This is a genomic window from Pusillimonas sp. DMV24BSW_D, from assembly GCF_011388195.1.
Lineage (GTDB): Bacteria > Pseudomonadota > Gammaproteobacteria > Burkholderiales > Burkholderiaceae_B > Neopusillimonas > Neopusillimonas aestuarii.
On the sequence record NZ_CP049990.1, the window covers coordinates 2,663,119 to 2,677,438 of the forward strand.

12 protein-coding genes, 1 tRNA gene and 1 pseudogene are annotated in these 14,320 nt (G+C 53.0%); 3 read left to right on the top strand and 11 right to left on the bottom strand.

Annotated features, from left to right (window positions below; translation table 11 throughout):
- Positions 1 to 62: 62 nt before the first annotated feature.
- From nusA to scpB, 4 genes and pseudogenes are all read right to left on the bottom strand, one after another.
- A complete protein-coding gene (gene nusA, locus G9Q38_RS12865) occupies positions 63 to 1,547 on the bottom strand; it encodes a transcription termination factor NusA (RefSeq protein ID WP_114421830.1) in 1,485 nt (494 codons plus the stop codon).
- Positions 1,544 to 2,032 carry a ribosome maturation factor RimP gene (gene rimP / locus G9Q38_RS12870; protein WP_166131696.1) on the bottom strand — a complete coding sequence of 163 codons (489 nt, stop codon included), beginning with the start codon at positions 2,030 to 2,032 and terminating at the stop codon, positions 1,544 to 1,546. The genes nusA and rimP overlap by 4 nt, the downstream gene beginning before the upstream one ends.
- Positions 2,033 to 2,254: 222 nt before the next feature.
- Positions 2,255 to 3,811, bottom strand: a complete 1,557-nt coding sequence (rluB, locus tag G9Q38_RS12875) for a 23S rRNA pseudouridine(2605) synthase RluB (protein WP_166131699.1) — start codon at positions 3,809 to 3,811, stop codon at positions 2,255 to 2,257.
- A gap of 27 nt (positions 3,812 to 3,838) precedes the next feature.
- A pseudogene (gene scpB, locus G9Q38_RS12880) lies at positions 3,839 to 4,489 on the bottom strand (SMC-Scp complex subunit ScpB); the annotation flags it as partial.
- Between the two features lie 127 nt (positions 4,490 to 4,616).
- Between scpB and G9Q38_RS12885 the strand changes: the two are divergent.
- Positions 4,617 to 4,693 (top strand) — tRNA-Met (locus G9Q38_RS12885).
- A gap of 90 nt (positions 4,694 to 4,783) precedes the next feature.
- Here the strand turns inward: G9Q38_RS12885 and G9Q38_RS12890 are convergent.
- On the bottom strand, positions 4,784 to 5,266 hold the full coding sequence (locus G9Q38_RS12890; RefSeq protein ID WP_166131702.1) for a hypothetical protein: 483 nt from the start codon (positions 5,264 to 5,266) through the stop codon (positions 4,784 to 4,786).
- A gap of 99 nt (positions 5,267 to 5,365) precedes the next feature.
- On the opposite strand from G9Q38_RS12890, the gene G9Q38_RS12895 reads away from it, so the two are divergent.
- Positions 5,366 to 6,493 carry a GNAT family N-acetyltransferase gene (locus G9Q38_RS12895; RefSeq protein ID WP_166131705.1) on the top strand — a complete coding sequence of 376 codons (1,128 nt, stop codon included), beginning with the start codon at positions 5,366 to 5,368 and terminating at the stop codon, positions 6,491 to 6,493.
- Between the two features lie 27 nt (positions 6,494 to 6,520).
- On the opposite strand, the gene phaR is transcribed toward G9Q38_RS12895, so the two are convergent.
- The 5 genes from phaR to G9Q38_RS12920 form a co-directional block, all read right to left on the bottom strand.
- Positions 6,521 to 7,099: a polyhydroxyalkanoate synthesis repressor PhaR gene (phaR, locus tag G9Q38_RS12900; protein WP_114421824.1), complete on the bottom strand. Its 579-nt coding sequence runs from the start codon at positions 7,097 to 7,099 to the stop codon at positions 6,521 to 6,523.
- 22 nt (positions 7,100 to 7,121) lie between these two features.
- Positions 7,122 to 7,859 carry an acetoacetyl-CoA reductase gene (phbB, locus tag G9Q38_RS12905; RefSeq protein WP_166131708.1) on the bottom strand — a complete coding sequence of 246 codons (738 nt, stop codon included), beginning with the start codon at positions 7,857 to 7,859 and terminating at the stop codon, positions 7,122 to 7,124.
- Positions 7,860 to 7,889: 30 nt separating this feature from the next.
- On the bottom strand, positions 7,890 to 9,482 hold the full coding sequence (locus G9Q38_RS12910) for a PHA/PHB synthase family protein (protein ID WP_166131711.1): 1,593 nt from the start codon (positions 9,480 to 9,482) through the stop codon (positions 7,890 to 7,892).
- Between the two features lie 79 nt (positions 9,483 to 9,561).
- Positions 9,562 to 10,359 (bottom strand): peptidoglycan editing factor PgeF, encoded by a 798-nt coding sequence (gene pgeF, locus G9Q38_RS12915; RefSeq protein WP_205962298.1) that lies wholly within the window; start codon positions 10,357 to 10,359, stop codon positions 9,562 to 9,564.
- 43 nt (positions 10,360 to 10,402) lie between these two features.
- Positions 10,403 to 11,350 carry an RluA family pseudouridine synthase gene (locus tag G9Q38_RS12920; RefSeq protein WP_166131714.1) on the bottom strand — a complete coding sequence of 316 codons (948 nt, stop codon included), beginning with the start codon at positions 11,348 to 11,350 and terminating at the stop codon, positions 10,403 to 10,405.
- Positions 11,351 to 11,467: 117 nt separating this feature from the next.
- Between G9Q38_RS12920 and G9Q38_RS12925 the strand changes: the two genes are divergently transcribed.
- Positions 11,468 to 12,280, top strand: a complete 813-nt coding sequence (locus G9Q38_RS12925) for an outer membrane protein assembly factor BamD (RefSeq protein ID WP_228276234.1) — start codon at positions 11,468 to 11,470, stop codon at positions 12,278 to 12,280.
- Between the two features lie 4 nt (positions 12,281 to 12,284).
- Here the strand turns inward: G9Q38_RS12925 and yoaA are convergent, their stop codons facing one another.
- The gene (gene yoaA / locus G9Q38_RS12930; protein ID WP_166131717.1) at positions 12,285 to 14,276 is read right to left on the bottom strand and encodes a DNA repair helicase YoaA; all 1,992 of its coding nucleotides are present in this window, start codon (positions 14,274 to 14,276) and stop codon (positions 12,285 to 12,287) included.
- Positions 14,277 to 14,320: the final 44 nt, after the last annotated feature.

Consider the following 14,320-nt stretch of genomic DNA (forward strand, 5'->3'; position numbering starts at 1 on the left):
GACTCTCTCTTATACGACAACTTTATTCAATACATACGGGCTCAAAAAGGAAGCGTACAAAGCTAGGCTTCATCGCTGAACCAATGCGCTCGCGCTTTCATGATCAATTCACTGGCTTCTTTTTCATCAAGTTCGCACATTTCCGACAACTCATCGGTAGCGAGTTCCGCCAAATCATCACGCGAAAACACTTCATGCTCAGCCAGGCGGGCAGCCAGCTCTGGGGTCATCCCTTCCAGCTCAAGCAACTCAGGTTCGGTACGCTGCACGCGCTCTTCCTGGGCGATTGCCTCGGTAAGCAAGGCGTTTCGGGCCCGGGAACGCAACTCATTGACCGTATCCTCGTCGAACGCCTCGATATCCAGCAATTCCTGGATCGGCACATACGCCACTTCCTCAAGGCCGGTAAACCCTTCATCTATAAGGATATCGGCCACTTCTTCATCAACATCTAACCTGCTCATAAACATCTGACGCAACTCGGTACGCTCTTGCTCAAGGCGGCTTTGACTTTCTTCCGGCGTCATGATGTTGATCTGCCAGCCCGTCAGTTCCGAGGCCAAACGAACATTTTGGCCACGAGACCCGATTGCCTTGGGCAGGTTCTCTTCATCCACCACAACGTCCATGGCATGTTTGTCTTCATCGACAACGATCGACTCAACGGTTGCCGGTGCCAACGCACCAATGACAAATTCGGCGGGGTCTTCCGACCACAAAACGATGTCTACTTGCTCGCCGCCCAGTTCATTACGAACTGCGGTTACACGAGAACCACGCATTCCCACGCACGTGCCGATTGGATCGATACGTTTATCGTAGGCCACCACCGCAATCTTGGCCCGCACACCCGGGTCGCGAGCGGCGGCTTTAATTTCAAGCAAACCTTGTTCGATTTCCGGCACTTCGTTCTCAAACAACTGACGAATGAAGTCGGGCGCCGTGCGCGACAAAATAACCTGCTGCCCTCGTGCTGAATGATCAACGCGCAGCACCCAGGCACGAATACGATCGCCCACACGGATGTTTTCTTTCGGGATCATTTCAGAGCGGGGCAGGCGCGCTTCGATTTTGCCGGCCTCGATAATGACATCACCTTTATCGATACGTTTAACCGTACCGGAGATAATGGTTTCGCCGCGCTCAAGGAAATCATTCAACAATTGCTCACGCTCCGCATCGCGGATACGCTGCAAAATTGCCTGTTTGGCAGCTTGGGCGCCAATACGCCCGAACTCCACAGGCTCAAGCGGCTCTTCAATATACTCGCCCACTTCAATATCGGGCACGATTTCCTGAGCTTCGGAAAACAACTCCTGTTGATCCGGCTCTTGAAGACCGGCCTCGTCGGGCACAACCAGCCAACGCCGATACCCCTCGTGCGAACCTGTGTCCCTATCAATCGAGACACGAATGTCGGCGTCTTCCTTGAAACGCTTTTTCATAGCCGAAGCCAACGCGTTCTCAAGCGCACCAAAAACCACTTCGCGTGGTACGTTTTTCTCACGCGCCAAGGCGTCAACCAACAGAAGAATTTCGCGACTCATCGCTTTTTACCCTTGAAATCAAGTACGGGATCCAGTTTGGCACGATCAATGTCGTCCAACGTAAAACTAAGCTCCTCAGCCGGGCTTTTCTTTGATTTTGGCTCGAGTTCGAGCCGAAAAGCCAACGGGGAAGAACCACCTGCATTCTCATCGACACGCAAAATTCCGGCAAAAACCTTGCGATTATTAACCGGCTGGCGCAACCGAATTTCGATTCGTTCGTTAGCGAATCGAAAAAAATCCTGTTCCTGGCGAAGCGGCCGGTCAACGCCCGGCGACCCCACCTCAAGACGTTGATAATCGATATTTTCAACTTCGAAAACGCGGGACAGCTGCTTGGAAACCATTTCGCAGTCTTCTATTCGCACACCACCCGGTCGGTCGAGCGTGATACGCAACAAACCCATGGGCGCACGTTCGATGTCGACGAGCTCCAAGTCGGTACCATGCAAGACTTCCTGCGTTAATGCGAACAGATCTGCCATAAATTCAAAAAAAAAGGGCTGTACACCAGCCCACTGTTATTACGCCTTCAAAAGGTTCGAGCAAATATTTTGCCCAACCTATAAGACCCATAAGACACACTCAAAAATGCGTCGCTATACGATCGCCTGTTGCGGCCGAAAACTATATAGCTGGTAAAGCCCTATATTCTAACAGATTTTCATAGAAATTCCTGTTTTCACGAAGGCTTACGCAAAAAAACTTTATTTCAGCACGCCCAGACGAGACTCATGTGCCGACGCACCTTTGGGCTGCCAATCATCTCCCTTCGCCGGCCCGCGCCCGCCTTTGTTCCCGCGACCGGGACGAGCGGCTTTGGGTGCCCCTGGGCGCGCATTGCGCGGTGCCGCTTTGCGAGATGATGTCGGCCCTGCGACCGCAGCGGGCTGCTTACGCCCTTTACGTTTTTTATTCTTATTGCCTCCTAGGCCTTCAGGGTGACCATTGGGCAACCCACCGGATAACGTTAAGCCCGTGCCGTAGGGATCCGAAGGATACGAGGCACCCGTTGCCGCCGCCACGCGTCCTCCGGACAATTTGCCCCGCCGGCTGATTTTCGCTCCGCTTAAACCATTGCGCTCCAATGTGCCAAACCCGGGCGGTAATGCGCTATCGTGCGAGATAGGCTGTTGCGAGCTACGCCCGCGCCGGCCTTGAGGCTGCTCTTCGCCATCGCGAATCAGGCCAAACTTAACCATCAACGCAGTGACCAACGTTGCGTCAAGCTCCTCCCAACGGCCCCGGCGCAAATTGCGGGGAAGGATAATTTCACCAAAACGCGTACGAATAAGGCGGCTGACTGTCACACCGACCGCTTCAAACATACGTCGCACTTCACGATTCCGGCCTTCGGTTAGCGTAACGCGGTACCAACGGTTACTGCCCTCACCGCCAAGAAACTCGAGCGAACCAAACTTTGCTTCACCGTCGTCTAACTGAATTCCCTTCACCAGCGACTTTTGTTGCGCTTCATCCAACTCACCCAAAACGCGCACGGCATATTCCCGCTCTGCACCATAACGAGGATGCATCAAACGATTAGCCAAGTCACCGGACGTCGTCAAAATAAGCAGACCCTCGGTATTTAGGTCGAGCCGCCCGACAGACAGCCATTTACCTACTTTCATTTTGGGCAATCGGGCAAAAACATTGGCACGACCCGCGGGATCATCATGACTGACAATCTCACCGGCAGGTTTATGATAAAGAATGACGCGCGGCGGCTTGGCCGGATTCCTGCGCGTAATGGGTTTCCCATTAACCCGAACCTGGTCGTTTGGCTTGACGCGCTGGCCGATATGGGCCGGTTCGCCGTTAACCGAAACACGACCTGCAATAATCAGTTCCTCCATTTCACGGCGGGACCCGATGCCGGCATCGGCCAGCACCTTGTGCAGCTTCGGCGCAATAGCATCGCTACCTAAATACTTGCTGAGACGCTGCTCGGTTTTCTGTGCGGTATCAAGATAAGCTAGCGCGTTGTCGCTGTCTCCGTCAGGAGCATCAACCTTTTTACGCGGTTTGCGGGGCGTACGTTTATTTGTACTCCTGGGTTGCTGGGGTGCGCTCTGCTCGGCTTTCGGAGGCGCCTCACCCGCTTCAACCGTCGAATTTTGATCGGTTACTTCCGCATCGCCCCGACGACGTCGAAAAGGGGTACGCAGCTTTCGCCCTCGCCCTTTCGCGTTCGACGTGTTTTCTTTATTTTCGTTTTGGACGTCGATACCCTGCTTGGGCATCTCGGTGGTGGATTCGTTCATAAGTAAAAAGCAAACTCCGTTTTAATCAGAACTGCGTGTCGGCGAATCGGCTTCGCCTGTTTGTGATAAATCTTCTGAAGTGTCTGTCTCGATTTCATCAGCCCTTTCCATCGCCTGATCCGCCTGCTCACCAAGATCAAGACCCTCAAGAACATCCAGCGCCTCGTTCGACTCAACGGCAGGTAACTCGTCGAGCGAGCGTAAACCGAGATCATCCAGAAACTGTTTTGTCGTGCCAAACAAAGCCGGGCGACCGGGAGCATCACGATGCCCCAAGACTTCAATCCAACTGCGCTCCTCGAGCGTACGGATGATCTGAGACGACACTGTGACACCACGAATGTCTTCGATGTCGCCCCGGGTGACCGGTTGACGCCAAGCGATGATCGCAAGCGTTTCCAGAACCGCTCTGGAATAACGAGGAGGCTTCTCGGGATTAAGGCGTTCAAGGTATCGCTGCATTTCAGGGCGGCTTTGAAAACGCCAGCCACTTGAAAGAGATACCAGTTCAAGACCCTTTTCTGCCCAGTCTAGCTGCAACAGAGACAACAACCTGCGGATGTCATCGGGAGAGACTTCCTCCGATGCAAAAAGTTTTCGCAGCTCTGTTGTGGACAACGGTGCATCGGCACACAATAGCGCCGTTTCAAGCACCCGTATGATTTCGTTATCTGTCATGTATTTGAATGAATTTAATTTTACGCTGTAATTGAAATAAGTGCACAACATTCAATAAAACATTGTGCACTATTTACCACGCGACTTGCTATGACCGTAATAGTACGTTAATATTATGTTTTCCAGACGCGGGGTGGAGCAGTCTGGCAGCTCGTCGGGCTCATAACCCGAAGGTCGTAGGTTCGAATCCTGCCCCCGCAACCAAGAATCTGCACTAAAGCCTGCTTAACAGCAGGCTTTTTTGTTTGCAGCGTTACCGGCGAAAGCAACGCACGGTTCATTACTAATAAAAATTTATAAATCAGAAGGCGTGCCAGGCCCCTGCCGCTCAAGCGCCCGCGCTTTGGCAAGTGCAACCCCCATTACTCCCACACAAGCGGCAGGAGTTTGACCGGCTTCACCATACTCATATCTATCGGCCAAAAATGGGTCCAACACGAGCGCCCGTGCCAAAGAAATAGCATCCAGCGGCTCCGTTGTATGAACAACCACATCCGTGAAGGGCGCGATCTTCCGGTGCAACGCCTGTAAAAACACGTCGCGCAAAAGAGCCAATACCGGTCCTTGCGCCTTACAGCAAAAGCAAACATACTCATTCAGCGAAAGCTGACGCTGGTAATGCCATGCGGCACCCTTGGCGGTTTCAACCAACGACTCCGAGCAAGACAACAAGATGGCCGAATGCGCATCACCGTTTTCAAACCATTGCCAAAGCGGATCAGCGCGTGCCTGGCCGTCGCTCTGGGCAACCAACACATGCACCTTTATTCGCTTCATTACACTTACATCCAAAAAACAAGAGGCAGGCACTTTGCAGGCCGGCGCGCCATTCTAAAATAGACCCATCTTTTTACTATTTGCCAACCGAGCCAACTATTGTCTGAACAATACTCTTTAATTCGCGACCTGACAAAGCTGAACCGCCAAAGCTGGAATAAATTAGCAGGGAATCAACCCATGCTTCAGCTTGAGTTTCTGCAATTACTCACTCAAACACAATGTGCCTGCGAACAAACAGGCTGGGCGCCCCACTTCCTCGTGCTGGAACGACATGGTGAATTGGCTGCCGTCATGCCAATGTACGTTAAGTCGCACTCGCGCGGCGAGTACGTATTCGATTACGCATGGGCGCGGGCATTCATGCAGCATGGCCTGGAGTATTACCCAAAACTGTTAAGCGCCATCCCTTTTACCCCCGTTCCCGGACCAAGGCTCCTGGCCACTTCGCACGAAGATCGCGTCAAACTGGCTATCGCGGCACAATCCATCGCACAACAAAACAACCTGTCGTCAGTGCATATTCTTTTTCCAAACGATGATGACCGGGCGGCATTGCTTGAGGCGGGCTACATGCTCCGTGAGACAGTACAGTTTCATTGGCTGAACCAAGGCTATGCGTCGTTCGACCAATTTTTAGCGTCGATGAACCAAAAGCATCGAAAAAAAATTCGCCAGGATCAGAAGAAAGTACAGAATGCCGGCGTTACGTTCAAATGGCTCAGTGGGTCAGACATCAACATGGCCGACCTGTCTTTCTTTTATCAATGCTATGAAAAAACCTATTACGAGCACGGTAATCCGCCCTATCTGAGCTTCGATTTTTTCCAACAACTACATAACGCGATGCCAAACAGCATCATGCTGGTACTTGCAGAACGCGCCAATAAGCCAATCGCTTGCGCGCTTAATCTGAAAACGTCCAACCGCATGTACGGGCGCTACTGGGGTAGTATGGAATTTATTCCAGGCCTGCACTTCGAAACCTGTTATTTGCAATCGATTGCTTATTGCATTGAAAACGGCATTGAAGTTTTCGAGGGCGGAGCACAAGGCGAACACAAACTTTCGCGAGGGCTGTTGCCTGTGAAAACGTGGTCGGCACACTGGGTTGGCGAACCTGGTTTTGCAAAAGCCATTGCCCGATTCCTCGACGAAGAAACCCAGGCGGTGGATCATTACGCCCAGGTATTATCTACGCATAGCCCTTTTCGCAAAAGTACCTGATTACTGCGCCCTGCCGTTTGCGACCCCTCAGGAGTCATCGTTTTTCTTGTTTTGCGGCGCCGCAGGATTAAACGGAAACGTGGAAAACAAATTGCGGGTTTGATCCTGCATTTGATCCTGCATTTGCACGAATAAATTTTTACTTTGATCGATGTACTGGCTCATCATGTTTTGCAACACCGGCGTTTGCACACTCATGAATTGAGTCCAGGCTTCAGGCCCTGCAGCACCACCGTACAAGTTTTTCGACTGTTCGGCCATCCCTTCCTGGATTTCAATGAAGGCTTTAATGTTCTTTTCCAGGAAAACACCCATCACCGACTGCATTGAGTTGCCGTAAAAACGAATAATTTGCGCCAGTGCATCGGCGGAAAACATCGGCATACCGCCGGTTTCCTCTTCAAGAATGATTTGCAGCAGAATACTGCGGGTAAGGTCTTCACCCGACTTGACATCGACCACAGTAAAAGACTCGTTGTCGAGCACAAGTTGCTTGACGTCGGCCAACGTAATGTAGGCACTGTTACGTGTATCGTACAACCGCCGATTGGGATATTTTTTAATTAACCGGCTTTTCGATTCGGCTGATTTTGCTGCTCTTGCCATAGTTGCTCATTATGAATTGAACTTAACCCATGTGCAGGCCGCCGTTCAGGGAAAAATCAGCACCGGTTGCAAAGCCCGCGTCATCAGACGCGATCCATGCAATGATGGAACCAATTTCCTCTGGTGTGCCAAGGCGACGCACTGGAATCGTATTAACGATTTTCTCGAGAACATCCGGGCGCATTGCCCGAACCATATCTGTACCAATATAACCCGGCGACACCGTATTCACAGTGACGCCCTTGGCAGCGACCTCTTGGGCCAAGGCCATGGTGAAACCATGAATACCCGCCTTAGCGGTAGAGTAGTTGGTTTGCCCGAACTGCCCTTTCTGCCCGTTAACGGAACTTATATTAATGATGCGACCCCACTGCCTCTCGACCATGCCTTCAATCACCTGCTTGGTGACATTAAACAAGCTATTCAAATTGGTGTCCATGACAGCGTACCAATCATCGCGTGACATTTTGCGAAATAGCCCATCACGCGTAATACCGGCATTATTCACAAGCACATCGATCGGCCCAAGTTCAGTCTTAACCTTATTGAAAGCGTCAACCGTCGAGTCCCAATCGGCCACGTTCCCCATTGAGATATGAAACTGATAACCCAGCGCGGCTTGCTCTTCGAGCCACTGTTGATAGTTACGTTTCGGACCGCAGCCGGCCACCACAGTAAACCCCTCTTTCGCCAGGCGCTGGCAAATGGAAGTTCCAATGCCGCCCATGCCCCCGGTTACATACGCTATTTTTCCGGCCATTTTTATCCCCTGCTTTACCCTTTCGAAATCCTACACTGCTCGCAACCGGACGTAACGACCCGGCGCAGCTTCAACAGGACGATGTCTGGCATTACCCATTCGTTTGGTCGCGCGCTTCCTAACCCCGGAATGGCTTGCCAACCAATCAGACCAATCGGGCCACCAGCTTCCGGGATTCTCCTTTGCCTGGTCAAACCATTGTTGCGGGTCACCGGGTTTTTGAGGTAAATCGGCCGTCCAGTATGAGCGCTTTTGTCGGGCGGGCGGATTAACGACCCCTGCGATATGCCCAGACGCCCCGAGCACGAATCGCTGGGTATTGGGCAACCATTTGGCACTGGCATAGGCTGATCGCCAGGGCACAATGTGGTCCTCGCGCGATCCATACAAATACACCGGCATATCGACTTTGCCCAAATCAACCGGCGTGCCGTCGACCGTCACCTTCCCCGGTTGAACCAGACTGTTTTCCAGATAAGTGTGACGCAAATACCAGGCAAAGAACGGGCCTGGCAAGTTGGTACCGTCGGCGTTCCAGTAGAGCAAATCGAACGCGGGTGGGGACTGCCCTTTCAGGTAATTGCTTACCACATAGTTCCACACCAGTTCATTGGGGCGCAAAAACGAAAACGTGGACGCCAACTCGCGCGCCGACATTAAGCCGCCTTGCGCAAGCTGCAGTTCGCGGTACGCCACATGCGCGTCGTCGACAAAAATATCCAGAATTCCCGTATCTGAAAAATCCAGAAAAGTCGTGAGCAAACTTAGGCTGTTAACCGGGTTCTCGCCGCGCGCACGCGCCACGGCCAAAGCGCTGGCCAACAAAGTTCCCCCCACGCAAAAGCCCAGTGCATTGATTTTGTCTTCACCGGAAATATCGCGCACAACATCAATAGCCTGCAATACACCATGCTGCAGGTAATCGGCCCACGTGGCTTTATCGATGCCATCAGTATCATTGGGTTGTGGATTACGCCATGAAATCATGAACACCGTAAAGCCTTGTTCGACCGCATACTGAACAAAAGAATTATCGGGCTGGAGATCGAGAATATAGTATTTGTTGATGCAGGGCGGCACCATGAGCAATGGTGTTTTGTATACCTGTGCGGTTTGCGGTGCGTATTGAATTAACTGAAACAGCGTATTTTCGTAGACGACCTGGCCGGGTGTAACCGCCAGATTCACACCAACCTCGAAACGACTTTCATCCGTTTGCGACATGCGCCCTTTTTGCATGTCTTCAAGGAAGTTCGTCATCCCCTGAAGCAATGACATTCCCTTGGTCTCGAGCAGCGTTTGCTGTACATCGGGGTTTGTCGCCAAATAATTCGACGGCGCTACGGCATCAAGCCATTGCATGGCTGAAAATTTCAAGCGCTCACGCTGATCTTCGGGTAAGTCGGCGGCCTCAATCATGCGTTGCATGGTTTGTGTTGCCAGTAAATGCGCGTGCGCCAGAAAAAGAAAATTGGGATGCGCCTGCCAGGCTGAACTGCTGAAGCGGCGATCTTTGGGAACCGGTAAAGAGCCTGACTGTGCCTGCGCCAGCAAATCTTGCCAGCCAGACATGAATTCGCCCTGGAGTTGGGCCAGACTATCGGGGAAACGAGGTGAATTCATTACGACGACCTGCCTGCATTTTATGATGTACCGGTTTCATAGGGATAGTGACCGTCATTGATTCATGTGTCAATTCGGGTTAGTCGGTAGCGCCGCTTAACCAGGCCACCGTCGCCATTCGGCCGGTATGCGGCGTACGACGATAAGAGTAGAAAAGCGCCGACTCACGAAATGAGCAATGGCCGCTTAATTCGATATTGGCCACGCCCGCGGCCCACAGGCGATGACGCGCCAGCCCCGGTAAATCGGCCAGCCATTTTTGGCCGGCACCAGGATATTCGGCATAACGCTGCACAAAATAAACCGACGTCGACGCATCAGGGTCGACAAAAGCCGCGCGCACTTCAGGCCCAACCTCAAACGCAGCTTGAGAAATACCGGGCCCAATCCAGGCTCTTAGGACACTTTGGGGCTTTAAATGTTTTCGCATCGCCGAAATGGTATTTTCCAACACGCCGGCAGCCAGACCACGCCAGCCCGCATGCGCAACCCCCAAAACCGAGCCGGCCTCATCGGCCAGCACCACCGGCAGACAATCGGCCGTCAGTATGGCAAGCACGCATTGTGAACGGGTGGTCACTGCAGCATCGGCACACACAACAGACGACCTGCACTGAGTTGGGGCGTCACCGTTGAACTCCGCCACATCCACTCCGTGGATCTGCTCCAGCCATTGAGGAGGCCCTGGCAGCAAAGCCTCAAGACGCGCCCTGTTTAGAGCCACTTTCTCAACGTTATCGTTAACATGCGTTGCCAGATTCAGACTACTGTAGGGCTCCGCACTCACTCCGCCCTGTCGGGTCGAGCAGAAATAATGAACACCGGACCAAGGTGTGCCGGTAATGCGTAACAGGCGCCCATTCATTTCTTCAACCATTTACCTCACCCACCTCGGTTTGTTTGACTTCACCTGGTATTACCTATTGCACATCCCACGACAGTTGTTCCATTACAGCCTTGAAGTCAGACGGTAAAGGCGCCTCAAACGACACCAAAGCATTGGAAGCGGGATCAACAAAACTCAAGGCGTGTGCGTGCAACATTTGTCGCTGCGCGCCGGCAACACACTTGCCACCGTACAACACGTCTGCGACAAGGGGATGACGAATACTTGCCATATGGACGCGGATTTGGTGCGTGCGCCCGGTCTCCAACTCGCACTGAACATGCGAAACAGCCTGGCCGGCAAGATCGCTGCCATGCGCAAGAGGTGCGTAATGAGTAATGGCCTCTTTAGGCGCAATAGGTCGTTCCACAGTCATCTTCACCGGGACATGGGGGTCGCGCCCAATCGGACGATTGACCGTTCCTTTTTTTATGACATTTCCGTGCACCAAAGCAGCATAAACGCGTTTGACTGATCTGGCCTGCAAAAGACGTACAAGATGTGTTTGGGTTGTTTCATTGCGTGCTACAACCAATAGGCCGGACGTATCTTTGTCGAGCCGGTGAACAATGCCTGCCCGGGCCACAGACGCAAGTTCGGGAAAACGGAAAAGCAAACCATTCAGCAGCGTCCCGCTCCAGTTGCCCGCGCCGGGGTGTGTAACCAGGCCGGCAGGCTTGTTTACAACAACCCAATCCGGTGATTGCGCGACCACCTCGAAATCCACGTTTTCAGGCGTAAATGCCTGCTGTTCAGGTGCCGGTTGCACATGAACTTCGATATGATCCCCCGGCCCCACTTTCTGTCGCACCTTAGCCGGGGTACCATTGACCCAAACCTGACCCGCCTCAACCCAACTTTGCAAGCGACTGCGGGAGTGCTCCGGAATATGTTGCGCCAAAACCTTATCCAACCTGTCGGGGCCGGCCGTAATGGGTAGCCGGAAAGTCAAAACCTCGGGGCTGGAATCAACGCATTGCATAATCTTTAGTAATATCTGTGTCAGGCATATCGACAAATCATATAATCTGCGTGCAATGCTAACACCAAGGATGCTTTTGTGACTCGCTCTACTCTGATGTTTTCTTTACCCCTGGGAATGTCCCGACTGTTCCGGCTGGCCGCGCTGTTCGCGTTTTCCGTCTTGCTCGCCGCCTGCGGATCGCTCAGCAAACCCGACGCCGACCCTACCGCCGGTTGGAGCGCTGAACGGCTTTACCGCGAAGCACGCATGGAAATGAGCGATTCAAACTGGACCGACGCGCGAACGCATCTTGAATCACTGGAAGCACGCTATCCTTTTGGGGGCTACGCCCAACAAGCGCTCATCGACCTTGCCTACGTAAACTGGAAGGACGACGAGCCCGAACAGGCTCTGGCGGCAATCGACCGCTTCCAGCAACAGTACCCGAACCACCCCGGTACCGACTATATGCTGTACCTGAAAGGGCTGATTACCTTCACTCCGCCCAGCGCGATATTTTCTTCTATCACCCAGCAAGACCCCAGCGAGCGTGACCCCAAAGGCCTGAGAGAGTCTTACGAAGCCTTCACCGAACTTATTCGCCGCTACCCCGACAGCCGCTACACCCCCGACGCAGAAAAGCGCGTAACGTGGCTGGTGAACACCCTGGCTGAAAATGAGGTGCATGTTGCCCAGTACTATTATGAACGTGGCGCTTACCTGGCTGCCATTAATCGCGCACAAACCGTCATTACCGACTTCAAAGGGGTACCCATCTCCGAGAAAGCCTTGTACATCATGTACATGGCATACGACAAGCTGAATATGCCCGAGCTGCGCGATGACGCCAAACGTGTACTGGACACCAACTTTCCAAACAGCAAATACTATGAACAAGGCCTAGACGCCTCACAAGGCAGTTGGTGGAATCCTCTTTACTGGTTCTAGCGCTTCAATTGATTTCGGCGCAATGTTGTTTTGCCATGAACACAAGAACCTGCTCAGGGTCTCGTGTTCGGGCAAACGGCGGTAAACCCCGCCACAATAGTTTTCCATAAGGCTTATCCACCAGCCTGCGATCAGCCACCATCAGCACGCCCCAATCAGACTCTGAACGAATTAAACGCCCGGCCCCTTGCTTCAACGCGACAGCGGCCTCCGGAAGCTGATATTCCATGAACGGATTCCCGCCCTCTTCACGACATGCATTAAGCCGGGCCTCCAAGACAGGGTCGTCGGGCGGCGCAAACGGCAATTTGTCGATGGCCACCAAAGTAAGCGCGTCGCCTGGTACGTCGATCCCTTCCCAGAAACTGGCACTCCCCACCAACACAGCATTCTTCGACGCTTGAAAACGCTCCAACAAGCCACGTCGCGAACCCACTCCTTGCTGCATTAGCAAGCGATCAATACCGCGTTCGTCGAAAGCTTCTTTCAGCAACTCAGTGATACGATCTACCGCCCTTAAGGTTGTACACAACACCAACACCCCTCCGGGCGAGGCTTCGATGAGCGGCACCAGCTGCTGAACAAACTGCTCAGTAAAGGCGGGAGAATTAGGCAACGGCAAACTGGACGGCACAAACAACATACCCTGCGTTGCGTAATCGAATGGAGACTCCCAGCGCTCGGTGGCGGCGTCGTATAAACCCAACTGACGCTGGAAATAAGAAAAATCGCCGTTAACCGACAAAGTGGCCGAGGTAAAAACCCACGATTGGTCTGGGCGGCGAAAACGCGAGAACAATTGTGCCACTGACAGCGGGGCGCTATGCAAGCGAAAATGCTGAGGGCTGGTTTCAACCCATCGAACCAGCGTTGTCGTTATTGGTTCCTGAGCACTCCCCGCGTTCGCGGCCGCACGAGCCCACTGGAACAAACGTGCCGCCAAATCTGTGCAGGTTCGATGCAAGGTCTGCAAATCAGGATGCTTTTCAGCGACAACAGCAAGTCGTTCATTGCACGCAGCAAGAACCTCATGCAATTGAGTCAAACCCTCGTGCACAGACTCTGCGGAAGGCATGGACTCGTATGTCGCTCTCTTTGCCGGCAAACGATCCACCGGGTCGACACGCAAACGCAATTCACGCGTCGCCTGCTGAATTTTCACATGCCATTGCGGCCAGTCAGTGGCCTCCCGCGCCTGAGCCAGCCCTACCGCCTCAACCTGACGTGCCAACTCAAGCAACTGATTTGACGACACACTACTACCCAGAAATCGCGTCGCGATGTCGGGAAGCTGATGCGCTTCGTCGAACACGACTAACTGCACCTCGGGTAGCAAATCAGTAATCCCTTCGTCGCGCAAAGCCAAGTCGGCCATGAACAGCGCGTGATTTACAACGATAACGTCTGCTTCCTGCGCTTGTCGTCTGGCCTTATAAACAAAACACGACTTCAAATGCGGGCACGTCTGACCCAGGCAGTTATCACGCGTTGAAACCACGCGGTTCCAGATATCTGCGTTATCGGGCACTTGCGTCAATTCAGCCTTGTCACCGCTTTGGCTTTGAGTTGCGAATACTTGTATATGCCTTAACTGGGCGACCTCCTGACGCGACTTTAAAGCCCGGTCGTCGTCTTGCAGACGTTCAAGATGATAGTGACACACGTAATTGCTGCGCCCTTTCAATAGCGCGGCCCCAACCGGCAACGCCAGCGCCTCCCGCAAACGCGGCAAATCACGCCGATACAACTGATCCTGCAATGTACGCGTGCCAGTTGACACCAACACTTTGGCGCCGCTTAAAAAGGCCGGTACGAGATAAGCCCATGTTTTACCCGTACCAGTCCCTGCCTCCGCAATCAGAACGGAATGATCATGAACCGCCTGTTCAATTGCCTGCGCCAGCGCCAACTGCGCCTGACGCGGACGATAACCGGACACCGAACGAGCAAGCGGCCCACCGTCGGCAAAGGTTGTAGCAAGTGCGTCGTCCAACATCAGGCAATCCTGTTTTACTCTGTCAAGACATAATCATAACTGGC